The sequence below is a fragment of the Cupriavidus necator A5-1 genome (assembly GCF_000744095.1).
In the GTDB taxonomy this organism is placed as follows: Bacteria; Pseudomonadota; Gammaproteobacteria; order Burkholderiales; family Burkholderiaceae; genus Cupriavidus; species Cupriavidus necator_A.
In genome coordinates this window covers 4400877-4425300 of record NZ_JQLI01000001.1, presented here as the reverse complement: position 1 = coordinate 4425300, position 24424 = coordinate 4400877, and the positions used below count along the sequence as shown (strand labels likewise).

Here is a 24424-nt window from a genome sequence, read left to right as displayed (position 1 = left end):
CTAGCTGCCAAAGCCGAGAAACTGGACGGTGGCGTCGTCCTGGCCCCGGAACCGCTGCGCGGCGATTTCCAGGATGCGGAGCTGGTCCATCGCGGCGGAGCAGGCGTAGCCATACCTGGCCCGTACCCGCTCGGATGCGACGCCCAGCGCGGTACGCGCGCGCTCGACGAACTCGTCCAGCGGATACGCCGTCCCGGCGGCAAAGTGCTCCGTGACGATGGAGGATGGGGAATAGCAGGCCATCTCGGTCTGGTCAGGCCAGCGGATGCGGAAATGGGTAACCGGCATGGCAGGTCTCAGGTTGGGGAATCGATCGGCGTGGCCAGGCGCGTCGGCAGGATGAATCCCGCCTCGCGGAAGTCCCACAACGTGGCCCGTTCGCCGGCGTGCGTGAGCGTGGCGACACGGGAATCGTCGATGGTGCCGATCCGGGCGCAGGCAATGCCGCGATCGAGGAAGCGGCGTTCGACCGCCGGCGCATCGCTGCCATCGACGGCCAGCAGGAAGCCATAGCTGGGGAATGCCGTCAGCCATCGCTCCAGGGGCACGCCATCGGGCCGGGGAATGCGCTCCAGCGCGATGCGGGCGCCCACCCCGGAGCATTCGAGCAGCATCAGCGCGGTGCCGAGCGCACCCGCCATGCTGATGTCCTTGGCAGCGGCGCAAAGGCCGTCTTCGGCCAGCACAGGCAAGAGTTCGAGATCCGCGCGCAGTCGTTCCCCCGGTGCGCCCGTCGAGGCGTTCCAGAACGGGTACGGCTCCGCGAACGCGCCGCGCAGGTCCACCGCCATCAACAGGCGCTGGCCGGGACGCGCCGCGAAACTCGACAGCAGCTTGCGCGCCCGGCCAACGATCGCCACGGCAAGCTGGCTTTGCTCGCTGCGTGCGTTGCTGTGACCGCCGACGATCGGCACGCCATAGGCGCCAGACGCCGCGGCCAGCCCCTTGAGCACCTCGGCGGCATCGGCGGCGCCATGGCTCCATAGCGCATCGACCACGGCCGTCGGCCTGCCGCCCATCGCATAGATATCGCTGACATTCACCATGACCGCGCTGTAGCCGGCGAACCACGGCATCGTGCGGATGAAATCGCTAACCAGTCCTTCGATGGCGAACAGCAGGTAGCCGTCGCCATCCCGCCATGCCGCGCAGTCGTCGCCGACATCGACGGCCATGGCCGCGTTGCGTCCGGCGGCCGCGGCGCCGAGCGGCGACAGCATGGCCGGGATGTCGGTCTTATGCGCAAAACCGCGGCTGCTGCGCAGGCTACGTACGAGATCGTCGAGGCTCATCGCATGGCCCTGCCTTCGGTAATCAGGCCCGCGTGCGGGGTATGGCAAGGCGGGTAATGGTTCAGGTCTGCCTGCATCAGGTGGTGAGGCCGCCCGAGCAGCGTCTCCTCTGCCAGGACGTTCCAATGCAAGCGCCTGAACAGGGGCACGTTCTGGCTCTGCACGTGCGCGAGGAAGCGCCGGCAGCCGATCGCGTGGGCGCTGCTCACCGCCAGGCGGATCAGCGTCGCGCCGATCTTGCCCTGGCTGCGGTATGCCGCATCCACCGCCAGGCGCGAGCCGAACCACACGCCCGGCTCGCTTTCATGGATGCGAACGGTGCCGACCACGGTGCCGGGACGGCCCGGCAACTCCGGCTCGAACCGCACCGCCACCAGCAGTTGTGCCACGTCGTCCACCGCGTCCCGGTCGTCGCCCGCGAAGATGCCCTGCTCCTGGCAGAACACGGCCTGGCGCAGGCGATAGGCCTGCTCCGCCTCCCAGGCGTGCTCCGCCCAGCGGATGCGGAACATCGGGATGCCCGGCACCTCGACGCAGAGATCGCTTTTCATGATGTCGCTCCGTCGGCCGCCAGTGCCGCCTCGCGCTCGTAGGTGGCCAGTGACGAGCACGCGCCGCACTTGCCGCAACCTGCCTTGATGTCGGACGAGCGCATGCCGGCGGCGTTCAACATGGCGCCGAGCGGCTGCAGGATCGACTGCATGAAGGCCGGCGAGGGAGCCGGGTGATCCTCCAGCGGCGTGCCGGAGATCGGCACGAAAGGCACCACGAACGGATACACCCCGAGTTCGATCAGCTCGCGCGAGATCGACAGGATGGCTTCTGCGGTGTCGCCGAGTCCCGCGAGGATGTAAGTGCTGACCTGCCCCCTGCCGAACACTGCGACAGCGGCCTTGAAGGACTCCATGTAACGGCTCAGCGGCACTGACGCCTTGCCCGGCATGATGCGCTCGCGCACCGCCGGCGTGACGACCTCGAGGTGCATGCCGAGCGTGTCGATGCCGGCGGCCTTCATGCGTTCGAACCAGCGGTCGTCGTCAGGCGGCTCGCATTGCGCCTGGATCGGCAGGTCGACCGCGGCCCGGATGGCGAAGGCGCTCTCGCAAAGGATGGCGGCACCTCGATCTGGCGTGGGCGGCGTACCGGTGGTCAGCACCATGTGCCTGACGCCATCAAGCAGCACCGCGGCGCGCGCCACTTCGGCCAGTTGCTCGGGCGTCTTGCGCGCCACCGTACGGCCTGCCGCCAGCGACTGGCCGATCGAGCAGAACTTGCAGGTCTTCTTGCGGCTCTCGTACCGGATGCAGGTCTGCAGGACGGTCGTGGCCAGCACGTCGGCGCCATGCAGCGTGGCGATATGCGAGTACGGGATGCCCTCCAGGGTCTGCAGCGCATAGAAGCGCGGCGCCTTCGGAAAGCTGATGCTCGCGATCGGGATGGTGCCGCGCATCAGCGCGCTGCGCCCCGTTCCGTCGGGCGCCTGCGCCACGAACGGCGAGTGCCACGCGGTGCTGGTATGCACCGGCACCATGATGGTCACGCCGTCGATGGTGACCGCCTTGTGGTCGGACGGACCCGCCCCGCCGCGCCGGCTGGCCGCGCCGGCAGTCGGGTCTTGCAGGCGCAGCCCGACGGACTGCAGCTCAGTCATCAATTGGCGGCTCGAAGCCGGCACGGTCGCGCTGGATGTCATCGCGGATACTCCCATGGAAGTTGGAGAAGGCGCCTGCCATCGGCACTGCCGTCACCGCCGGCCGCTCATTGATGGCCAGGCTTAGCAGTTCCGGGCGCGCGTAGTGGCCCACCGAATCCATCATTCGCTTGCGCTTGGTGATGAGCGACATGTCGAGGTCGGCGATGACCATGCCCTCGCCCTCGCGCAACGGCGGCACCAGGTGCTGGCCCTCCGGCGAGATGATTGCGGTGTTGCAGCCGCCGCGCAGCGCCTTCTGCAGCGCGGGATCGGTCGTCACGGAGGCGATCTGCGCTTCGGTCAGCCAGCCGGTGGCGTTGACGACGAAGCAGCCGGATTCCAGCGCGTGATGCCGGATCGTGACTTCGATCTGCTCGGCAAAGATCGGCCCGACCAGCGAGCCCGGGAACTGGCTGCAGTGGATTTCCTCGTGCTGCGTCATCAGCGCATAGCGGGCGAGCGGGTTGTAGTGCTCCCAGCACGCCAGCGCGCCGACGCGGCCGATCGCGGTGTCCGCGACCTTCAGGCCGGCCGCATCGCCCTGCCCCCAGATCATCCGTTCGTGGAAGGTGGGCGTGATCTTCCGGCGCTTGACCGCGAGGTTGCCCTCGGTGTCGAAGATAAGCTGCGTGTTGTACAGGCTGCCGTGGTCGCGCTCGTTCACGCCGAGCACCACGACCATGCCGTGCCGGCGTGCGCGCCCGGCGACGGCATCGGTGACCGGGCCGGGCACCACCACGGCTTGCTCGTACAGCCGCATGTGGTCGCTGCCGGAGTGCACCGGCGGCCGTACGAAGGAGAAGTACGGGTAGTACGGCACGAAGGTCTCCGGGAAGACGATCAGCTGCACGCCTTTCCCGGCGGCCTCGTCGATCGCCTCGCAGACCTTGGCCAGCGTGCCTTCGCCGCTCTCGAGGTCGGGCGCGATCTGGACCGCGGCCGCGCGCACAATGCGTTTCTGTGACATGGTGGCACCTGCCCTTTTGCTCAGACCGTCCAGGTGTCGATGATCAGCGCGTTCTCCTTGCGATGCAGCAGCTTGAGGTCGAGCACGTCGAGCGGATTGATCGGGCGGATGCCCTCGATCAGCGAGGCCTCGCCGTGGCCGTACAGGGCCTGCAGAGCGAAGCGGCAGGCGTAGACCTTGCCGCCCTCTTCCATGAACTTGGTGAGCTGCTTGTTGAAGTTCATGTGGCCCGGAAACGCCTCGTCGCCGAGCGTCGGGAAGCCGCGCTGAACGCCAAGGTTGACGCCGGGGCCGTACAGCAGGATCGAAGTCTCGAAGCCCTTGCGCAGCAGCCGCGTGGCCTGCAGCATGTTGACGAAGCCGATCGAGCCTTCGAAGGCGACGGTGTGGAACGTCACCAGCGCCTTCTCGCCGGCTTCGGCCTTTACGTCCTCGAATACCTTCTCTTCATAGTCGACCAGGAAATCGCCCTTCTTGTGGGCTGGTTTGCTGACAGCAGGCATGTTTCTCTCCGTTGCGTTGATGGGGCAGTGCGGTCGATCGATCCCATGCCGATCGACCGTCGGCGCCAGGCCGACGCGCCAATATCAGCAACCGATGTGCCACTCAATGCCTGCAGTCATGCGATCAAGCTCCAATCAAGTTGAAGGCGACAAAATGATCGTCCCAATGATCGCAACGACTTCGCCGTTGCATGCCACCTTAGGCGCACAGTGGCCGTCATGCCGACTTCATCACAATGCACGTTGTTGGGCAGGAACCAGCCGGGCGGCTGCGCGCGCATGGTGCACGAACGCTGATATCGCACCATCATTGAGAACTTCGGATGCAATCACCTGCGCGGCTTGGTGAGCGATCATTCGGGTGCTACCCTCAGGCACTGAATTCCATCGCATCGCGCAGCGGGAGACCACGGTGTCCAACCTGACCAGCCATTGGGTAAAACGTATCGCCGGCAGTGCCAAGCCTGCCTATCTGCTGATTCCGGACCTGATCGAGGAGGCACTGGCCGACGGCCAGCTGCGCGCGCGCGACCGGCTGCCGCCGCTGCGCGACCTGGCCGAAGCGCTGCAACTGAACTACACCACCGTGGCGCGCGGCTACAGTGAAGCGAGGAAGCGGGGATTGATCGACACCAGGGCAGGCAGCGGCACCTACGTGCGCGGGCGCGCGCCGGCGTTGCCGCTGCGTGGCGGCACGGGTGCGGAGATGACCATGAACATGCCGCCGGAGCCGCCCGCGATGACAGCCCGGCTTCGTTCCGCCATGGCGCAGCTGCTGGAGGCTGCCGATCCCTACACGCTGCTGCGCTACCAGGACTTCGGCGGAACCCCGGCCGATCGCTCCGTCGCCGCGAAATGGCTGCGCCGCTGGGTGCCGGCATGCAGCGCGGACACCGTGCTGGTCACGCCCGGCATCCACAGCGCGCTGGTCGCACTGCTGTCGCAGCTCGCGCGCCCGGCCCAGACGATCTGTGCCGACGCGCTGGCCTACCCCGGCATCAAGGCCATCGCCGCGCAGCTCAACATCCAGCTACAGGCGCTGCCCGGCGACGAGGATGGCCCGTTCGCCCACGCCTTCGAAGCCATGTGCAAGGCACAGAAGCCAGCGGCGCTCTATTGCAACCCGACCATCCAGAACCCGAGCACGCGCACCATGCCGCAGGCACGCCGCGAGCAGCTCGCCGAAGTCGCGCTACGCTACAGCGTGCCGATCATTGAGGACGATGCCTATGGCATGCTGCCGCTGCGGGCACCGCAGACGTTTGCCGCGCTCGCTCCGGAACTCACGTATTACGTCACCGGCTTGTCCAAATGCCTGGGTGCCGGACTGCGGATCGCATTCCTGCACGCCCCCACCGCCCGGCAGGCGCAGCGCTTGGCGGGAACCCTGCGGGCAACGACGGTGATGGCGAGCCCCATCAACACACTGCTCGCTACATCGTGGATCAAGGACGGAACGGTAGACGACATGCTCAAGGCCATCCGCGCCGAAAGCGCGGCACGGCAGTTGATCGCGCGCCATGTGCTCGAGGGCCTGGCCTATGACGCGGACCCGGAAGGCTTTCACCTGTGGCTGCCAATCCCGGCAGCTTCAGCGTGGAGCCCGTCGGAACTGGCGCTGCACCTGCGCTCGCGCGGCATCGGCGCGGTGTCGGCCGCCGCCTTCTCGACCGACGGCAACCCGCCCGATGCGATTCGTGTCTGCCTGGGCGGCCCGGGCGAGCGTGATGAGATCGAGGAGTCGCTGCGGATCATCGCGGAAACGCTCGACAACCCGCATCACTTGCATTCCGCGATGCTGTAGTCGATCACATCGGCGGCCGCAAGGTATCGATGCCCTTCACTCCAGACTCCGCACCCCCGCCCGGATCGCCTCGGCCAGCGCCATCAGCGGCCTGGCCAGCGCAGCCTCCACCGTCTGCGGGTCTTGCTGGGTCGACACGCTGACGTTCAGCACATGGACGCCGTAGCCGTCGAACCGCATCGGCGTCGCCATCGCCACGACCTGCGGTTGCCAGCAGGCGACGCAATACCCTTTGTCGTGCACTGACAGGACGGCAGTCTCGATTTCCTTGCGCAGGTCGCGCCAGCCGCTCCCCTTGCTCTTGCCGGCAAGGGCGGCCAGCATCCGGCCGAGTTCCTCGGGTGTCAGCGTGGCGAGATAGGCGCGTCCCAGCGACGTCAATGCCATCGGAATACGCTGTCCGCTCACCACCGTACGCAGCGACTGGCGCCGGTTGTAGCGGAACGACTCCAGGTAGACCATCTCGTCACCGTCGGCCACCGCCAGCCCGACATTGATCTTGTGCCGCATCGCCAGCTCGACCATCAGCGGCGTCGCGACCTTCAGCACCTGCGAGCTGTCGCGCATGGCGTGTGCCATGCTCAGCACCGGCACGCCCAGCCGGTAGGCGCGGAACTGGAGGATGTACTCGAGCATGCCGGTCTCGATCAGCGACTGCGTCAGGCGGCTGACCGTCGATCGGGACAGGCCGGTGCGCTCGGCGATCTCGCTGTTGCCAAGCATCGCGGAACCGGCACGGAACGCGCGCAGCACGGCGATGCCGCGCTCCAGCGAGCGGTTGGGCGTTGCCTTGCCTTGTCCTGGCTTGATCCGGTCGGTCTTGGGAATGCTGTTGGGCATGACAGAGAGGCTTGATGCCATCGCAGGCAATGCTACTCGATGCGAATGTCCTTGTCCTTCCTCGCTCCATTGCCTCTGTTAAGGCAGAGAAGTCGACACCCGGATCGCGCTCGAATTGCCAGATCCGTAGGGCTCGGTTGCCTACACGATGTTCTCCTCAGCCGTGCGCCGCGAGGATCGCCACGCCGTCGGCCGCGACCACACCCTGCCCTGCGGGCAACACGAAGACAGGATTGATCTCGGCCTCCACCATCGTGCCGTCCAGCGCGGCGACCATGCGCGAGAACGCCACAATGGTGTCGGCCAGCGCATCCACATCGGCTTTGGGGCGGCCACGGAAGCCGGTCAGCAGCGGGGCCGTCTTCAGCGCACCGATCATCTGCAGCGCGGCCTCGCGTGTCAGGCCGCCGTCAGGGGGCAGCAAGCGCAGCGTCGTGTCTTCGAACAATTCAGCCGTAACGCCGCCCATGCCAAGCAGGATCGCCGTGCCCAGCGCGTCGCGGTGCATGCCGAGAATCACTTCAACCCCGCCCTTGACCATCTCCTGCACGAGGTAGCGGCCCGGCGCGATGCCCGTGGCGGACTGGACGTCCGACACCATCTTCGCCAGCCTGGCTGCAACCTCCGACGGCGCGATGTTGACCGCGACGCCACCGACATCGCTCTTGTGCGTGATCTCGGCGGACAGGATCTTCAGTACCACGTTGCTGCCGAACTGCTGCGCTGCGGCCGTCGCCTCCCCGGCATTGCCGACCACGATTTCCCGCGCAACCGGTATGCCGAAGCCGCCAAATAGCGTCTTGGCCGCGGCTTCGTCCAGCGAGCCGGTGCCAAACCCGCTGAGGTCGGGCACGGGCAGCGGCGGTGTGCCTGCGCCATCGCCAATGCCGGCCCTGGCCGCGCGCAGCATCGCGTCAAAGGCCACCGTGCAAGCCTCCGGCGCGGAGAAGGCCGGCACGCCGCGGCGATTGAGCAGCGATGCCACCTCCGGCGCATGCGGGCTGACATAGGCGACCACCGGCTTGTCGCTGCCAGGCAGGCAGTCACGGATCGCATTGGCCATCAGGTCGGGCATGGCCAGGCCCGACGAACCGACGATCACCGCCACGGCGTCATAGCTGGGGCTGTCGAGCAGGATGCGGATCGCAGAGCGCAGCAGGTCGGGTTGCAGCCCGGCGAGGGTGACGTCGATCGGGTTGCGGTCCAGCGCCGCATGGTCGCCCTTCTGGAGCGCGCGCAGTTTTTCTGCGGTCGCGTCGTCCGGCGCGGGCGTTTCGAAGCCAGACATGCCGAGGCTGTCGGAGACGAGCGTGCCAGCGCCGCCGGTCGAGGTCAGGATCGCGATGCGGTTGCCGCGCAGCGTGCGCCCGGTGGCCAGTGCCGCCGGCATGTCGAGCAAGTCCGAGAAGCTCTGGGCGCGGATCACACCGACCTGCTCGAACAGGGCGTCATACATGCGGTCGGCACCGGCGAGTGCGCCGGTATGCGAGACCGCGGCACGCGCCCCGCTCTCCGAGCGGCCGATCTTGAAGGCGATGACAGGCTTGCCCGCCCGCGCGGCCTTCAGCGCCGCGCGGCGGAAGGTCTCGGGGTTGCGCACGCTTTCGACGTAGAGTGCGATCACGCGGGTGGCCTCGTCGTCGGCCAGGTAGTCGATAAAGTCGGCCAGGTCCAGGTCGACTTCATTGCTGGTGGAGATCAGCTTGGACAGGCCGATGCCACGCGCCGCGGCACGCGACAGCAAGGCGCCGAGGATGCCGCCGCTCTGCGACACGACCCCGATATTGCCGGCCGGGAACTCGTCCATCTCCAGCGCGCCGCTGGCCGACAGCGGGATGTTGTCGGTCAGGTTCACCAGCCCGATGGTATTGGGGCCCAGCAGGCGCATGCTGCCTGCGGCCTCGATCAGCTCCGCCTGGCGCCGCGCGCCTTCTGCGCCCGTCTCGGTGTAGCCGCTGGCCAGCACAATGGCCGCGCCCGCGCCGCGGGCGGCAAGGTCGCGCACGGCAAGGTGCGCGCGCTCGGCACCGAGCAGCACGATGCCGACATCCGGCACTTCGGGCAGCGAGGCGATGTCGGGATAGCAGCGCAATCCGTCGATCGAGTCGACCTTTGGGTTGACGGGATAGATCGCACCGCTGAAGCCATGCTTGCGCAGGTACGAGACCGGACGGCCGGCGGTCTTGGCAGGATCGGCGGAGGCACCGATCACGGCGACGCTGCGCGGCGTAACTAGACGTTGGATGGCGTTCATGATCTCAGGCCTTGCTGGCAGTCTTGTTCAGGAAAGCCAGCACGGATTCGCGATGCTCGGTGCTGGTGTAGCAGATGCCCTGGGCTTGGCTGCCCTGCGCGAACACCTGGTCGGCGGGCAGTTCGAAGGACTGGTTCATGATGCTCTTGCCCAGCGCGATGGCGGTGGCCGAGCCCTGGCTCAGTTCGGCGGCCCAGGCCAGCGCGTCGTCGATCAGCGCTTCGGGCTTGCTCAGGCGATCGGCGATGCCGAGTGCCCTGGCTTCCTGCGCCTCCACCTTGCGGCCGGTGAAGACGAGTTCCTTCGCGGCGGACAAGCCTACGCGACGCGGCAGGAAATACATGCCGCCACCGTCAGGGATCAGGCCCCGGTTGATGTAGGACCAGGAGAACGATGCCGATTCCGAGGCGATCACGAAGTCGCAGCACAGCGCGGTATCGGCACCGAGCCCGGCCGCAGCGCCGTTGACCGCGGCGATGGTGGGCTTGGGCATGGTGTGGAGCAGCTTCACGGTGTGGTGGACCCGTTGCTGGCGGCTCCAGCCGTTGAAGCCCACTTCGCCCGGGGGCGCCTCCGTGCGGCGCTGCATGCCTGCGACGTCGCCGCCGGCGCAAAAGCCCTTGCCGTTGCCGGTGAGCACCAGCGCGCGAATGGCCTTGTCGGCAGCCACGTGTTCCAGCGCGTAGATGAACTCCGAGCGCATGTCGTCGCTCATCGCATTGCGCTTGTCCGGGCGGTTGAAAGCGAGCAGTGCGATGCCCGATACGACGTTCAGTTCAATCAGTGAATAGCTGTTCATGGTTCGTACCCAGTCTGCCTGTTGCGGTGGCCGCGCTCAGTCGGCGGTGATGTTGGCTTCCTTGATGACCTTGCTCCAGCGCTGGCTTTCGCCTTTGACGTAGCGGCCAAACTCATCGGGAGACCCAGCGCTGATGGCCAGCCCCTCCTGCTCGGCTCGCTTGCGGAATGCTTCGGTCTGCACGGCCTTCTTTGCCGCGGCGTTCAGGCGCGCGATCACGGGTGGAGGTGTGCCGGTGGGTACGAACAGGCCATACCAGCTGTCGGCGGCGTAGTTCGGCACGCCGCTCTCGGCGATGGTCGGGACCTTGCTCAAGGCAGGTGCCTGCGAGCGCTGCGCGGTCGTGACCGCGACGGCACGCAGCTTGCCGCTTTCCAGGTGCGGGGCCACGGCGGCGGCCGTCGCGAACATCACGTCGACCTGTCCGCCGAGCAGGTCGGTGATTGCCGGGCCGGCGCCGCGATAGGGGATGTGGTTGATGTCGACCTTGGCCATCTTCTTGAACAGTTCTCCCGCCAGGTGCGCCGAGGTGCCGGCGCCTTGCGAGGCGTAGTTGAGCTTGCCCGGCTTGGCCTTGGCCGTGGCGATCAGGTCCTGCACGGTCTTGATGGGGCTGTCGGGGCGCACCACCAGCACGTTGGGCGAGCGGCCGACCAGCATCACCGGCGCAAAAGCCTTGTCCGTGTCGAAGGGCAGCTTCTTGTGCAGGCTCGGATTGACGGCATGGGCCATCGTCGCCATCACCAGCGTGTAGCCGTCTGGCGCGCTCTTGGCGACTGCATCGGTGCCGATGATGGTGCTGCCGCCCGGCTTGTTGTCGACGATGACCGGCTGACCGAGGTCTTCGCCCATGGTGAGGCCCATGGCGCGCGACAGGAGGTCGGTGCCGCCGCCGGGGGCGAAGGGCACGACCAGGCGGATCGGTTTTTCCGGGAAGGCCGCCAGCGCGGTCAGCGGTGCTGTGGCGGCGAGAACGAAGGGGATTGTCGCCTTCGCCAGGCGGCGAAGGAATCCCATGCGGATCAGGTGCATGCTGTTGTCTCCAGTGACGACTCTGTGCGCTGCGGCTATCAGGCTGCCTGTTCCGGGCGCGTTTGATTGTTGAAGACAGATTAATGCTTGCGTGGGGATCCCACAGCCCCGCAATTCCACTGTATGGAATTATGGGAAGGGGGGTCAGGCTTGATGAACATGTTGTTGTTGTTCGACGGCTCTCGCGGTTGGTGACATGTTGTCGTTGTTGAACCGCTCGGTTCCGCCCTGCTGGGCGGGTCACTTTTTGTCCGACCGACAAAAAGTAACCAAAAAGCGCGTCGCCTGCGGCTGGCCTTTATCAAGGAGGCGGCATGGGGGCGGGCGGCGGTGATTTCCGTTTTGGCGAGGTCGCGGTTCGAGCCTGCTACGCTAGGCGGGGCGGTGCCTGGCGTTAACCCGCTTTTGAACGATCCCCATGCAGGGTGTAGGCCGCCTTCTAAACCACCGTATCGCATCAACGCCTTCGGCCGCGCTGCGCGCGGCGTTCCGGGTCCTAATGGTTGCGATGCGCCCGCTTGTGGCAACCTCATGGGTGACAAACGAGTTCAAGCACATGGGTAACACCCTGAGGCCCGGATAGCCAAGGTAGAAACCTGTTACCTATGTGCTTGAACTGTTTTGTCACCTGCGTCGGTGAACTGTACCGGCCTACGAGAGCGGGAATCTGATGCGCCTGCGCGCAGCGCAGCCGAAGGCGTTGACGCGATGCCCTTGTTAGCAGGGGCCCACGCCCTGCATGGGGATCGTTCAAAAGTGGCCCTTCGCAAGGCACTGTCACTCACTCACCTGGCGTAGCAGGGTGGATCCGCGACCGGGCCAAAACGGAAATCACCACCGCCCGAACCACCAACACCGCCTCCTTGATAGCCAGCCGCTCAGGCGACGCGTTTTTTGGTCACTTTTTGTCGCTCGGACAAAAAGTGACCCGCCCAGGAGGGCAGAACCAAGCGGTTCAACAGCGACAACATGTCACCAGCAACGCGAGCCGTCGAGCATCGGCCGGATGGCGTTCTGGCCTTGGAGACAGTTTAGAGACAGTTTGGCCCGGCAGAGTTTGCGCGCTCTGCCTAGCAATTTTTTCCATTCCGCGCGACAGCACTCCCACCGGTCTTGCGTTCGCTCGGGGTTCCGGAAGTGCAGGCGTGAGCGGCTACACCGCAGCCCCCGCATTCACCTTCATCTTTGTACCACCATGTATGCCCAGCACATCCAGATACACGGCAATACAAGACCCCACCCTAGCCCGCTGCTCCAGATACAAAACCGCCAGCCACCGACACATCCCCCCTCCCACCCCCTCCTAGAATCCCTCTCACCTACCCAGGCAGCGCGGACTGCATCGGCGTATTTGCGCCGGTACTGCTCCGTCAAATGCAAAGAGAGCGACGAATGAATAAGCACGGATGGCGCTGGTCCCGCACCATGGGGGCACGCCTGTTCCTGATCCTGCTTGCCGGCCTGACCATCGCGCATGGTCTGTCGTTCGGCGTGCTGTTTTCCGAACGCTACGAGAGCGCGAACCGGGTGATGCTAGGAACGCTGGAAACCGACGTGGCCACGTCGATTGCCATCCTGGACCGCCTGCCGGCTGCTGAACGCCCGCAGTGGCTGTCGCGCCTGAACCGCAGCAACTACCAGTACCTCCTCGGTTCCGGCGCACCTGGCGTGCCAGAGATGGCTCAGCAAGGCCAGGACATCGCCGCGCGCATCGCCGAGGCGAGCGGTGGCCGCTTTCCGGTCAGGGTGGAGTCGATTCCCGGCGACAGCAAGCGGCTACAGGCGCATCTGACGCTGACCGACGGCAGCCCGCTGACCATCGACGTACATCCGCGCATGACGCCGATCGCGCAATGGTTGCCGTATGTGCTGGGGATCCAGTTGCTGCTGCTGATCCTGTGCTGCTGGTTCGCGGTCAGGCTGTCGATCCGTCCGCTGGTGGCACTGGCCGATGCGGCCGATGCGCTCGACCCGAACGCAAAGACTCCGCCGCTCGACGAGAAAGGCCCCACCGAGCTCGCCCGTGCTGCGCGCGCGTTCAATGCCATGCAGCAACGCATCGCCCGCTTCGTCGAAGAACGCGTGCAGATCCTGGCGGCCATCTCGCACGACTTGCAGACGCCGATCACGCGCATGAAGCTGCGCGCCGAGATGGCCGAGGACTCAGAGGAAAAGCGCAAGCTGGCGCATGACCTCGGCGAGATCGAACGGCTGGTGCACGAAGGCCTGGCGTATGCGCGCAGCGCGCATGGCGGCGGCGAGAAGGCGTCGCGGATCGATCTCGGCTCGTTCGTCGAAAGCCTCGTCTACGACTACCAGGACACCGGCAGGACAGTCAGCATCCTCGAGAACGCCGGCGGGGCCATCGAGACGCGCCCGCATGCGCTGCGCCGGATCCTGACCAACCTGATCGACAACGCCATCAAGTTCGGCGGCGCGGCGGAACTGAAACTGCGCCGCGAGCGTGGCGCCGTGCTGATCGAGGTCCTCGATCGCGGTAGTGGCATTCCCGACGCGATGCTCGATGCCGTGCTGGAGCCGTTCGTGCGCCTGGAACACTCCCGCAGCCGCGAGACCGGCGGTACGGGCCTGGGCCTGGCGATTGCCAACCAGCTGGCGATGGCCATCGGCGGCTCGCTGAAACTGCGCAATCGCCACGGCGGCGGGCTGGTGGCCTGCGTCACGCTCGGTTAAGCCCACACGTCACGGGCCAGGTGTGGCGGTACCTGGCGCGCGAGACCCGCATGCACCGCGCCCCCCACTATTGAGGTTGTTCCATGACACGCATCCTGATTGTTGCCGGCATGCTCATTGCCGGCATTGCCGGAGAACTCCGCGCCGCCACCGTGTGCCGCTGGGTTCCGTCATCATCTTGCCGGGTGGAGCCGCGACGCGAACGTCCGTCGCACGGGGACTGTTGACACGGTTTGGACCTTCAGCGTCCCTTGGCCCAGCGGTCCAGCGCGGCACACCCCAGCAACAGGGCGCTGGTCACAAAGAACACCGAACGCATACCGACATGCACGCCGATCTGCGCGCCGATCAGCGGCCCGACCACCTGCCCAGCGTACTGCGCGGACTGCAGGTAGCCCAGCATCTTGCCCGACTCATGCTCGGCCACGGCCTGGCGTACAAGCTTGGCGATGGCGGGTAGCAAGCCGGCGAGCGTCATGCCCATCAGGCCGCGCAGGATGGCCAGCGTCCACCAGTTGGTGACGAAGGCCTGCGGAATCATCACCAGCGCGGTGGCAACCAGGCAGCCGATGATGACTTGCCATGCGCCGATCCGGTCGGCCAGCGCGCCCAGGCGCGCCGCCGTCAGCATGCTGCCGAAGGCCGAACCGGCCATGACGATGCCGGCGACCGTCGCCAGGCGCTCGTGCGGCACGCCGAGCTGCGCGATGTACACGGTGATGATCGGTTCGATCGACATATTGGCCAGTAGCACCATGGTGGCCGTCACCAGCAGGGCCGCGATGGCCACGCGCGGCATCTTGCGGTGGGTGCCGGCCGCGCCGGGCTGCGGGCGCGACAGCGGTTGCCTGGCCAGGTCGGAGAAGTCTTCCCGGACGAAGGCGATGGTCAGGATGGCCGCTATGGCAATCATCCCGGCCGCTGCCGCGAAGGCGCCGCGGATGCCGATCAGGTTGGGCAGCAGGCCGCCGACAAGCGGGCCGATCAGGTTGCCGGCCAGGGCGCCGGTGGAGAGCACGCCGAGCGCCCATCCCGATCGCTCGGGCGGTGCCTGCGTGCCGATCATCACCATCGAGGCCGACGCATAGCCGCCGATCAGCCCGGCGGCGAAACGCAGTGCCACCAGCTCGTACACGTTGTGGGCCATGCCGATCATCGACATCACCACGGCCATGCCGATGGCGGCGCGGATCAGCATTGGCTTGCGGCCGAAGCGGTCGGCCATGCGGCCCCACAGCGGTGCGGTCAATGCGGTGCCGAGGAAGGTCACGCCAAAGGCCACGCCGGACCATTGCACGATCTCGGCAGAGGACGTGACGCCAAGCTGCTCGACGTAGAGCGGCAGGAACGGCAGCAACATGCTCAGGCTTACCAGCGTGGTGAACGAACCGAACACGCAGATGACGAGATTGCGACGCCAGTACGAGGCATTGCGGACCGCATAACTGTCGTCCGTAGCGGGCGTCGACGGCATCGGGAGAACGGTTGGGCACTTGCTCATGGCATACCACTCGGGGACAACAGACGGGTGATCGGAATGCTAGCAACGCAGGCGACGGAGCATACGCGGTTTATCGAGATAGCGGTATCAGCGCAGCAGATTGCTGCCTGTTTTCGCGTGTGCCGGGGCGTGTGCAGGACATGTGGCCGTGGCGTACACTCCGTGCAGGCAAAGAGATCGGCAGTCAAGGAGCCGGACATGGATGTAGCGGACCTGAAGTTCTTTGAAGCCGTGGCGCGCCTGGGCAGCATGAACAAGGCGGCGACGTCACTGCATACGGTGCAGTCCAATGTGACGGCGCGCATCCGGGCGCTCGAGCAGGAGATCGGCGTGCCGCTGTTCCAGCGCCATGCGCGCGGGGTCAGCCTGACCCCGGCCGGGGAGCGCATGCTGCCCTACGCCGCGCGCATCGCCAAGCTGGTGTCGGACGCGCGCCAGGCCGCGCTCGATGACGGCCCGCCGAGCGGCCCGGTGGTGCTGGGCACGCTGGAAACCACGGCTGCCATGCGCCTGGCACCGCTGCTCAGCGGCTTTGCCCGCCAGTATCCGCAGGTCCGGTTGTCGCTGGTCACGGGAACCAGCTGCAGCCTGACCGCCGATGTGGTCGAAGGGCGGCTCGATGCGGCGTTCGTGGCCGGTCCGCTCGATCACCCAGATCTCGATGCCGAAGCGATTTTCCATGAAGAACTGGTGCTGGTGACGCCGCGGACCATGCGCTCGCTTGAAGCGTTGAACTCTGCCGAGTACCTGAAGACCATCGTGTTCCGCCTGGGCTGCTCGTACCGGCAGCGCCTGGAGACGCTGCTGGGCGAGATGGGCATTCGGACTGCCACACCGCTTGAGTTCGGCTCGCTCGACACCATCGTCGCGTGCGTGGCCGGCGGTATCGGCATTACGCTGCTGCCGCGCAGCGTGGTGGCTGCCGCGGCACAGCAGGGCATGGTTTCGATCCATGAGATCGCGCCGGAGCAGGCGCATGTCGAGACGCTGTTCATCAGGCGCCGCGACGCTTACGTGTCGAGCGCCGTGCTGGCGTTCGTGACCGCGGCGCGGGCCCGCTTCGGCGCGCTGATGGAGGCAGCCTGAGGCAGCGCACGGAGTACGCCGCCCCCTTTCCCCTGCCTAGTGGCCGGCGCTCTGGCCGCCGTCCACGTGCAGGATTTCCCCGGTCACGAACGATGCCGATTCGAGGTACAGCACCGCGTCGGCGATGTCGCGCATTTCACCCATATGGCCCACCGGATGCAGGGCGCCGAGTGCTGCATGGGTTTCGGGCGGATGCATCGGCGACTTGATCACGCCGGGCGAGACCGCGTTCACGCGGATACCTGTCTTGGCGTACTCGATCGCCAGCGACTTGGTCGCGGCGTTCAAGCCGCCCTTGGTCAGCGACGCCAGCACCGACGGCACGCCGCTGATCGCATGGTCGACCAGGCTGGTGGTGATGCTGACCACATGGCCGCTGCGCTGCTTTTCCATCTCGGCGATGGCGAGCTGCGTGATGAAGTAGAAGCCCGACAGGTTCACACCGGTGACCGCGGCGTAGTCGGCGGCGGTATAGGTGGTAAAGGGCTTGGCCACGAAAATGCCGGCGTTGTTGACCAGCGTGTCGATGCGGCCGAAGTTTTCCAGCGCCGCGCTGATCACGCGCTGCGCGGTCTCCGGCTCGGCGATGTCGCCCTGCACCGTCACGATATCGCGATCATCGGACGGCTTGACGTTGCGGGCCGTTGCCACGACGCGGTAGCCGCGTTCGCGATAGGCCTTGACCAGTTCTGCACCGATGCCTTGGGATGCGCCGGTAATCACGGCGACTTTCTGGGAAGCACTCATTTCACACCTCTATGTAGTTGGATCTGGCTTGTTGGCCAATCGGATCGACGGGACCGATGGATCCAAATCTAGGGCATGCGCGTGGCCAGAAAAATATGGGTCGCGCACAAACTCTTGTACGCGCGGGGAACAAGTCAGTGTGTACCGCAGCAGCCGCCGTGTGCGGCTGGAACAAGAGTTATTACATCAAGGTAAAAGCGCCGCATGGCCGTGCGACGACGCCGTCGCACGGCCATGCGGCGCGACAGTGGTGAACTCAGTCGGGCTGCGTCTCGCTGCCAAATGCCTCCAGCTCTCGCACCAGGCTTTGCGCGGCAAGTTCGACCAGCGCGCGACCTTTCTCTGGCGTGGCCAGGCCCGGATTCGAGCCGATGCGTCCGTCCGGATAGCGCGCACGGAAGTCGAGCGCCTCGCGGATCGGGCCACTCGGTGCGATCAGGGGCGCATAGTCGGCCAACTTGATGGCATCAGGAAACGCCCACTGCGTGATCGCGATTTCGGACGGCGTGGCGTGCGCGCCATGGCCGGTGGGGAACAGGTCGCGCGCCAGTTCGCCCACGCCTTCCAGGTCCCACCAGTTGCAGAGCTTCAGCGCAACGCCGGCCCGGCGCGCGGCGAAGCTCGATTCGGCGTAGATCTCGGAGAACGCCGCCTCGATCGACGCGACATTGCCGCCATGGCCATTGAGGAACAGGATCTTCTCGAAGCCGTGCCCGGCCAGCGAACGGACCCAGTCGGAGATGGCGGCGATAAAGGTCGACGGGCGCAGTGAGATGGTGCCGGCAAAGGCCAGGTGATGCTGGGCCATGCCGATATTGAAGGTCGGCGCCACCAGGATCTCCGCGCGCTTCTCCGCCTCGCGGGCGATGATCTCCGGACACAGCCAGTCGGTGCCGAGCAGGCCCGTGGGCCCGTGCTGCTCGTTGGAGCCGATCGGCACGACGATGACGCGGCTGCGTTGCAGGAACTGTTCGACTTCAGCCCAGGTGGACAGGTGTAAATGCATGAGGGACTCCTTAGGTCTTGCTTGGATCTCGCGGCGCAACTAGCGGCGCGCAGGCAGCTTGTTGGTGAGAATGATCAGCGCGGCGATCAGCGGCAACGCGGCCAGGACCAGCACGCCGGCATGCAGGGTGCCCGTGGCCGTCTTGGCCCAGCCGATGATGGCGGGTCCCCAGAAGCCACCGGACAGGCCGATGGTGTTGATCAGCGCAATGCCGCCGGCGGCGGCCGGGCCCTTGATGTACTCGGCGGGCATGGCCCAGAACACCGTGTAAGTCATCCACAGCGACGTCGTGCCGAGCGTGAGCAGCACCAGCGTCAGGCCCAGATGGCCATCGGCAAGGGTCGAGCCGGCCAGCAACAGGGCGCCGCACAGCGCTGGGACCGAGGCGTGGTAGCGGCGTTCGCCCTTGCGGTCCGAGCGGCGGCCCATGTAGTACATGCCGAAGGCGGCGCCGATATAGGGCACGGCGGCGTACCAGCCGAGCTGCACGGTATCGGTGACACCTTGCGCCTTGATCAGGCTCGGCAGCCAGAAGCTCATGGCGTAGATGGCGGCGATGACGCAGAAGTAGGCCAGCGCCAGCCCATAGACCTTGGTATCCTTTGCCACGGCCTTGAACGAGTGCTTGTGCGCCGCGCCGACGCCGAGTTCGGCTTCGAGCATGCGCCGCTCCTGGTCGGTCAGCCACTTCGCATCGGCCGGGCGGTCCGGCACCAGCGACAGCGCGAGGAGGCCGAGCAGTATGCAGGGCAGCCCTTCGACCAGGAACATCCATCGCCAGCCCGCCATGCCGGCGGTGCCGGCCAGTTGCGTCATCAGCCACGCCGAGGCGGGAGCGCCGACGATGCCGCCGATCGGGCCCGCCAGGAAGACGATGGCAATGGCGCGCGCCATGCGCTGTGGCCCGTACCAGCACGACAGGTAGTAGATCATCCCCGGCGCGAAGCCCGCCTCGAAGACGCCGAGCAGGAAGCGCATGGCGTAAAAGGTCGGCACATCGCGCACGAACAGCATGCAGGCCGAGGTGATGCCCCACAGCACCATGATGCGGCTGAAGGTCTTGCGCGCGCCGACGCGCGGGAGCATCAGGTTGCTCGGTATCTCGAACAGCACATAGCCGATAAAGAAGATCCCCGCGCCGACGCCGTAGGCCGCGTCGGAGAAGCCGAGGTCGCTTTGCATCTGCAGCTTGGCAAAGCCGATGTTGACCCGGTCCAGGTAGGCAAAGAGATAGCAGACCAGGAGGAACGGCAGCAGCCGCAGGTTGATCTTGTTGTAAAGGGCCGAAGTGTCGTCGACGGCGCCTGCATTCGAAATGACTAACATGCCTGTCTCCAAAAGCGTTCTGTGATCTTTTTTCAGCGAGCTGCAGGGATATTGGCAGTGCGTGAGCTTGCAACCAACAGCAACTAAGCTCACACTTCGTTGCTCTGTGAGCAACACAGCCGCGGCCATGCGGGTCGGGTACGGTTGTGCTCTATTCGACACAGCGTTTCAGGCAGATTCCAGGCATGCGTGAGATCAATCAGCAGCGGTTGCGCTACTTCCGTGAGGTGATGGCGCACGGGACCATCCGCGGGGCGGCGGAAAGCCTCAATACCTCACCCTCGGTGATCACCCGGCAGGTCCGGCTGCTGGAGGAAGAGCTGGGCACAACGCTGTTCGAACGCCAGGCGCGCGGCGTCAGGCCGACCGAAGCGGCCGGCCATCTGCTGGAGTTCTGGCGTGGCTACCGGTCACACCAGGAAAAGCTCGAAGACCAGTTGCACGCGCTCAAGGGATTGCAGCAAGGCAACGTCCGGCTGGTCCTGAGCGAGGGATATGTCGATGCGCTGGTCAACGAGGTCATCGCACCGTTCTGCACGCAGTTCCCGCTGGTCGATATCCGCCTTGAAATCCTGCCGGTTGACGACGTGTTGAATGAAGTGGCCGAAAGCCGCGCCCATATCGGCCTGGCGTTCAACCCGCCGCTGCACCCGCGCATCGAATACCGGGCCAGCTCCCCGCAGCCAATCGTGCTGCTAGCGCGGCACGATCATCCGCTCGCGTTGCGCGGCGGCGAGGCCGGCATCGAGGACCTGCTCGCCTATCCGCTCGCGCTGATGCCGGAGTCGTATGGCATCGGCCATGCGGCCAAGATGCTGGAGTTCGCCGAGAACATCACGATCCGGCCCACGCTGGTCACTAACTCGCTGTCGGCGCTGAAGCAGCTGGTCGCTTACGAAAACTTCATCACGCTGGTCGGCGAATTCGCGGCGTATCGCGAAATCAGCGCCGGCAGCCTGGCGGCCGTGCCGATCCGGCATCCGCTGTTCCGGGGCACGCAGGCGCGCTTGCTGGTGAAGGCGGGACGGCCGTTGCCTGCCGCGGCGCTGGAGGTGCTTGAACATATCTCGCGGCGCATGTCGATGTTCGCCTCGGCTCGACAATCGGCATGACGGTTCTGGTAGAAAATTTCGCTTGTAATGAGATCGATTCCCATTTACTATTCGACCACTGCCGCACGGTGCTTCACCAGCCAGGCAGTCCGGCCAGATCCAGGGCCGCCGCGGTACGCGGCACCGCCCGGGCGCTGGCAGGGACAAGAGAATTTCCGGAGGCCGCAGCGCGGCGTTCGACACCGACTTTTGTGGGGACCGCTCCGTCACGCGGAGCGTTTGGCAGTAGCCAGTCTTCGGAAGATCGGGAAAGCACCCAGACCCCGCTTTCCCGATCGCGTCTTCCGCAGGCAAGCCAAGCCGCCTTTTTATTCCGCGCGCCGTGCAGGCACGGCGCGCCGCCGGGGACGACAAGCGCAGGCGCTTGGCCGGCCCCGGCGCTTCCAGCCTGAAATCCCGCCAAGCCATCGACGCCGCCCGCGCGCGGCGCCAGGCCGGGCGCCGCCCTGCCCCGGCGGGGCACCAGCCGCAGCAAGCCCATGTCATCCGCCATGTCATTCGAGAGGCCCGACCCGATCCACCTCAAGCGCGCCGGCCTGAAGGCCACCTCGCCGCGGATGCGGATCCTTGAAGTGTTCCGTACCAGCGCCCGACGCCACCTGAGCGCGGAAGACGTCTATCGCATCCTGCTGACGCAGGACGAGGACGCGGGGCTGTCCACGGTGTACCGCGTGCTCAACCAGCTGGTACAGGCCGACATCCTGCTGCGCCACAGCTTCGAGTCCGACCACGCCGTGTTCGAACTCAATGAAGGCGGCCACCATGACCACCTGATCTGCGTTGCCTGCGGCCGCGTGGAAGAATTCCGCGACGAAAGCATCGAGCAGCGCCAGCGCCAGGTGGCCGCCGACAACGCCTTTGTCTTGCGCGAGCACATGCTGGTACTGTACGGCATTTGCCCTGCATGCCGTGCCAGCGCCACCGACGGCGAACGCATGCCGGCCTTGCCTGCCGGGGCCTGATCGCCCTGCGCCAGCGATCCGGCGAGACCGCCCTCGCCACCGCATGCCGCGCACCTGAGGAGCCATCCATGGAGCGCCTGACCAAGCCGCTGTCCGAACTCAAACGCCTGCTCAGCCTGTGCCTGCGGCAGGAACCCGGCTGCCACGACTGCCAGCTGCGCGCCGTATGCGTGCACCGGCCGGACCATACCGGCTGCAACTGGAGCGCCGAAGTCGATTTCCCCGAGCGCACGGAGGCCGATGCCGTGCGTCACCTGCGCCAGGCGCGGCGCGTGGTGATGATGGTGCGCGAGCAGTACAACGTGGCCGCCGGGACGGCCATGGGGTCGCGGGCGGCGCACGGCTGAAAGCCCTACGCGCCGCGACGGTCGCGGAGTTCCCGGTCAGATGTCGAGCTGTGCCACAGCGATGCCGAGTGCGGCGGCGATGCGCTCACGCGAAGACTTGCACAGGCGGATACTGTTCTCCTGCTGCGCATAGGCCGGCTGCGAGATATCGAGCCGCGCCGCGACGTCCGCCTGCGTGAGCCCGAGATGCTCGCGCCAGGCGCGCACGGGCGGCACATCGTCAGCGAGCACACGACGCACCACTCCATGCGGAATCAGGTCGCCTGCGCGCGCGTATTGCTCGACATAGTTGGCGTAAGGAATCACTACGAACGCAGGCTTGCCGTCGTGGCCGATGATGGTCTGGATCTTCATGACCCGACTATATCGCCACCCGGATCCTCAGACGCCAGGGACGTGAACGCCAAGCCATGATTTCGGTTCGTTACGACGTCAACGACCAGGCACCGCCTGTCCTTGCGCCGCGGCCTTAGCCCCCGCCACCGGCCGCAACACCAGCCACACGGCCACCCCGATCAGCACACCGCCCACCGCATGCGCCCATGACAGCGCCTCGCCCAGGAACAGCGCGCCCCAGACGATGCCGAACGGCGGAATCAGGAAGGTGACGGTCAGCGAGCGCACCGGACCGAGGTCGGCAATCAGCCGAAAGTAGAGGATGTAGGCAAGCGCCGTGCACACGACGCCCAGCCCGAGCATGGCCCCCCATACGCCGGCGCCGGCAGCGGGGAGCGTGTTATGGCGCCACAGCGCCGCAACGCAGAACGGCAGCAGGAACAGCGTCGCACCCACCATGCTGCCGGCGGCCACCAGGCGGCTGTCGAGCCCGCCGCGCTCGGTGATCCAGCGCCGCGCCAGGAAGCCGGCCAGGCCGTAGCAGGCGGTGGCCACCAGGCACGCCAGGGCGCCCAGCATAACGTCCGTCGAGAATGCCACCGGCCCGGTGCGCGTCAGCACCGCAACCCCGCCCACGCCCAGCAGGACGCCCAGCGCCTTGGCGCGCGTGAGCCGTTCGGAGAAGGCGACCGCGCCGATCAACACGCCCATCAGCGGTGTCATGGCGTTGAACACCGCCGAATAGCCCGCTGGCAGCCACAGCGCCGCGATCGCGTACATCACGAACGGGATGCCGGAATTGACCACCCCCAGCACCAGCACCGCGCGCCATTTGCCGCGCATGTCCCAACGCAGGCGCGGCAGCGGCAGGCAGGCGGCCAGCGTGACGGCGCCGATCAGGACCCGTATGAAGGCCGTCGGCATCGGTCCCAGCACCGGCGCGCCGATGCGGATAAACAGGAAACTGGCGCCCCAGATGGCAGCCAGGGCAAGCAGTCGGGCGAGGTCGGCGGGTTTCATGGCGGGGAAGAAGCGCTGGGCAGGCCAGGGCGGTGAAGGGGTTGGCGCGATTTGACGCCTGTCCGGGGCGTGCCGCAAGCTGGTTTCGGACCTATGCCTCGGTCGGTCATTGCACCGCCACCGCCAGCCAAGCAGGTTTTTAATGGGCCATTGACTGATCTACAACGCTGTTAGGCGACGTTTTCAGCACAATGTCACACAAAAACAACTCGATTTTTGCGAAGTGCTTGCTCTCATACCCCCCGCAGGAGGGGAGGCCGAAACGGATACGTGACAATCCGCATTCGATTAAATTAAACTCTGGTCTGCGCCAGAGTTAATTGACCCCTCCGACGCATTCCCGACAAGCCGCCAGGATTCTGGCGGCTTCTTTTTTTGTGCCGACGGTAAAATGCGCAGCTTCCAGGCGCCGGTCTGTCACCGCTCGGCCGTGGCGATCCTCGCGCCCCCAGGTGCTCCCAGTAGCACAACGTCTGCAATCCCGAACATCCGAACGCCACCCGCGTCAACCGCTGCCGCAGCTGCTGCGTTCCCAGCCACATGAAACGACAGTTCCTTGGCCTGCTTGCCCGCGTCTACGTCCTCCAATTCGCCCTCGAAGTCCCGGCCACGGTGGCGATGCTAGCCGACATGCTGCTGGAGTACGGCTTCCAGGTCGATATCGGCACAGTGCGCCCGTTGCTGCGCGCGCTGCAGATGGAAGGTTACCTGGAAAGCGTGCTGCGAGACGGCATCGGCCGGGTCTACCTGCTGACCGAGCGCGGCCGCGAAGAACTGCAGGCCAGCCGCCAGCGCATCGACGACCTGTACCGACGCCTGCACGCTGGCGCGCCGGAGACCGGCGAAGCGCCACGTGAGGCCTGAACCCGCCCAGGCGGCAAAGACAATGACGGCAATGACAACGCGCAACCGTACCCGTTTCTGCGGAGCCCGCCCGCGCCATCCGTTGCGCGGATTCGCCCCGCTTGCTTCGTCTCCGCCTGCCCTTCGCAGCGCATGCTCGATTCGGCCAGAAGGCGGTCGCGGATGGCGTTGGCCCAGCCGAAGTCGTTCCTGATCAGGCGCTTCTCGTCGTCGGCAAGTTGCTGATATCGCCCGGGGGC

Annotated in this window: 23 protein-coding genes; 7 read left to right on the top strand and 16 right to left on the bottom strand. The window is 66.2% G+C overall.

Going from position 1 to position 24424, the window contains the following annotated elements:
* Genes K307_RS19685 through K307_RS19660 form a run of 6 tightly spaced genes read right to left on the bottom strand, consistent with a single transcriptional unit; the run spans position 1 to position 4455 of the window.
* Positions 1 to 288, bottom strand: coding sequence for an MSMEG_0570 family nitrogen starvation response protein (locus K307_RS19685; protein WP_042880613.1), 288 nt, complete (start codon positions 286 to 288; stop codon positions 1 to 3).
* A gap of 8 nt (positions 289 to 296) precedes the next feature.
* The gene (locus K307_RS19680) at positions 297 to 1292 is read right to left on the bottom strand and encodes a sll0787 family AIR synthase-like protein (RefSeq protein WP_042880610.1); all 996 of its coding nucleotides are present in this window, start codon (positions 1290 to 1292) and stop codon (positions 297 to 299) included.
* The gene (locus K307_RS19675) at positions 1289 to 1843 is read right to left on the bottom strand and encodes an MSMEG_0567/Sll0786 family nitrogen starvation N-acetyltransferase (RefSeq protein ID WP_042880609.1); all 555 of its coding nucleotides are present in this window, start codon (positions 1841 to 1843) and stop codon (positions 1289 to 1291) included. The genes K307_RS19680 and K307_RS19675 overlap by 4 nt, the downstream gene beginning before the upstream one ends.
* Positions 1840 to 2943, bottom strand: coding sequence for an MSMEG_0568 family radical SAM protein (locus tag K307_RS19670; RefSeq protein WP_155301177.1), 1104 nt, complete (start codon positions 2941 to 2943; stop codon positions 1840 to 1842). Before K307_RS19670 ends, K307_RS19675 begins: the two co-directional genes overlap by 4 nt.
* Positions 2936 to 3952, bottom strand: coding sequence for a Nit6803 family nitrilase (locus tag K307_RS19665; protein ID WP_042880607.1), 1017 nt, complete (start codon positions 3950 to 3952; stop codon positions 2936 to 2938). The genes K307_RS19670 and K307_RS19665 overlap by 8 nt, the downstream gene beginning before the upstream one ends.
* A gap of 20 nt (positions 3953 to 3972) precedes the next feature.
* The gene (locus tag K307_RS19660) at positions 3973 to 4455 is read right to left on the bottom strand and encodes an MSMEG_0572/Sll0783 family nitrogen starvation response protein (RefSeq protein ID WP_022537350.1); all 483 of its coding nucleotides are present in this window, start codon (positions 4453 to 4455) and stop codon (positions 3973 to 3975) included.
* A 412-nt stretch (positions 4456 to 4867) separates the two neighbouring features.
* Here K307_RS19660 and K307_RS19655 point away from each other — a divergent pair, with 412 nt between their 5' ends.
* Entirely contained in the window at positions 4868 to 6259 is a 1392-nt protein-coding gene (locus tag K307_RS19655) for a PLP-dependent aminotransferase family protein (protein WP_042880606.1), read from the top strand.
* Positions 6260 to 6295: 36 nt separating this feature from the next.
* Here K307_RS19655 and K307_RS19650 read toward each other — a convergent pair whose 3' ends face one another.
* The 4 genes from K307_RS19650 to K307_RS19635 form a co-directional block, all read right to left on the bottom strand.
* A complete protein-coding gene (locus tag K307_RS19650) occupies positions 6296 to 7099 on the bottom strand; it encodes an IclR family transcriptional regulator (protein ID WP_042880605.1) in 804 nt (267 codons plus the stop codon).
* 157 nt (positions 7100 to 7256) lie between these two features.
* Positions 7257 to 9353, bottom strand: a complete 2097-nt coding sequence (locus K307_RS19645; RefSeq protein ID WP_042880603.1) for an acetate--CoA ligase family protein — start codon at positions 9351 to 9353, stop codon at positions 7257 to 7259.
* Positions 9354 to 9357: 4 nt separating this feature from the next.
* On the bottom strand, positions 9358 to 10152 hold the full coding sequence (locus tag K307_RS19640) for an enoyl-CoA hydratase/isomerase family protein (protein ID WP_042880601.1): 795 nt from the start codon (positions 10150 to 10152) through the stop codon (positions 9358 to 9360).
* Between the two features lie 36 nt (positions 10153 to 10188).
* Positions 10189 to 11184 carry a tripartite tricarboxylate transporter substrate binding protein gene (locus K307_RS19635; RefSeq protein WP_042880599.1) on the bottom strand — a complete coding sequence of 332 codons (996 nt, stop codon included), beginning with the start codon at positions 11182 to 11184 and terminating at the stop codon, positions 10189 to 10191.
* Positions 11185 to 12576: 1392 nt separating this feature from the next.
* On the opposite strand from K307_RS19635, the gene K307_RS19630 reads away from it, so the two are divergent.
* Positions 12577 to 13878, top strand: coding sequence for a sensor histidine kinase (locus K307_RS19630; RefSeq protein WP_042880597.1), 1302 nt, complete (start codon positions 12577 to 12579; stop codon positions 13876 to 13878).
* Between the two features lie 241 nt (positions 13879 to 14119).
* On the opposite strand, the gene K307_RS19625 is transcribed toward K307_RS19630, so the two are convergent.
* Positions 14120 to 15379, bottom strand: a complete 1260-nt coding sequence (locus tag K307_RS19625) for an MFS transporter (RefSeq protein WP_042880595.1) — start codon at positions 15377 to 15379, stop codon at positions 14120 to 14122.
* Between the two features lie 198 nt (positions 15380 to 15577).
* On the opposite strand from K307_RS19625, the gene K307_RS19620 reads away from it, so the two are divergent.
* Positions 15578 to 16465, top strand: a complete 888-nt coding sequence (locus tag K307_RS19620; RefSeq protein ID WP_042880593.1) for a LysR family transcriptional regulator — start codon at positions 15578 to 15580, stop codon at positions 16463 to 16465.
* Positions 16466 to 16501: 36 nt separating this feature from the next.
* Here K307_RS19620 and K307_RS19615 read toward each other — a convergent pair whose 3' ends face one another.
* The 3 genes from K307_RS19615 to K307_RS19605 form a co-directional block, all read right to left on the bottom strand.
* Positions 16502 to 17212, bottom strand: coding sequence for an SDR family NAD(P)-dependent oxidoreductase (locus tag K307_RS19615; protein WP_022537341.1), 711 nt, complete (start codon positions 17210 to 17212; stop codon positions 16502 to 16504).
* Positions 17213 to 17468: 256 nt separating this feature from the next.
* A complete protein-coding gene (locus K307_RS19610) occupies positions 17469 to 18218 on the bottom strand; it encodes a creatininase family protein (protein WP_042880591.1) in 750 nt (249 codons plus the stop codon).
* A gap of 39 nt (positions 18219 to 18257) precedes the next feature.
* The gene (locus K307_RS19605; protein WP_042880588.1) at positions 18258 to 19544 is read right to left on the bottom strand and encodes an MFS transporter; all 1287 of its coding nucleotides are present in this window, start codon (positions 19542 to 19544) and stop codon (positions 18258 to 18260) included.
* Between the two features lie 185 nt (positions 19545 to 19729).
* Here K307_RS19605 and K307_RS19600 point away from each other — a divergent pair, with 185 nt between their 5' ends.
* The 3 genes from K307_RS19600 to K307_RS19590 all read left to right on the top strand — a co-directional run bounded on the left by K307_RS19600 (position 19730) and on the right by K307_RS19590 (position 21965).
* Positions 19730 to 20656, top strand: a complete 927-nt coding sequence (locus tag K307_RS19600; protein ID WP_042880587.1) for a LysR family transcriptional regulator — start codon at positions 19730 to 19732, stop codon at positions 20654 to 20656.
* Between the two features lie 491 nt (positions 20657 to 21147).
* Positions 21148 to 21618: a ferric iron uptake transcriptional regulator gene (gene fur / locus K307_RS19595; protein ID WP_230625777.1), complete on the top strand. Its 471-nt coding sequence runs from the start codon at positions 21148 to 21150 to the stop codon at positions 21616 to 21618.
* Positions 21619 to 21686: 68 nt separating this feature from the next.
* Entirely contained in the window at positions 21687 to 21965 is a 279-nt protein-coding gene (locus tag K307_RS19590; RefSeq protein ID WP_042880582.1) for a hypothetical protein, read from the top strand.
* A gap of 36 nt (positions 21966 to 22001) precedes the next feature.
* On the opposite strand, the gene K307_RS19585 is transcribed toward K307_RS19590, so the two are convergent.
* Both K307_RS19585 and K307_RS19580 read right to left on the bottom strand, forming a co-directional pair.
* Positions 22002 to 22319, bottom strand: a complete 318-nt coding sequence (locus tag K307_RS19585) for a helix-turn-helix domain-containing protein (RefSeq protein WP_042880580.1) — start codon at positions 22317 to 22319, stop codon at positions 22002 to 22004.
* Positions 22320 to 22397: 78 nt separating this feature from the next.
* Complete coding sequence (locus K307_RS19580; protein ID WP_042880578.1) at positions 22398 to 23321, bottom strand: DMT family transporter; 924 nt, start codon at positions 23319 to 23321, stop codon at positions 22398 to 22400.
* A gap of 540 nt (positions 23322 to 23861) precedes the next feature.
* Here K307_RS19580 and K307_RS19575 point away from each other — a divergent pair.
* Positions 23862 to 24185, top strand: a complete 324-nt coding sequence (locus tag K307_RS19575; RefSeq protein ID WP_042880576.1) for a PadR family transcriptional regulator — start codon at positions 23862 to 23864, stop codon at positions 24183 to 24185.
* Positions 24186 to 24424 lie beyond the last annotated feature (239 nt).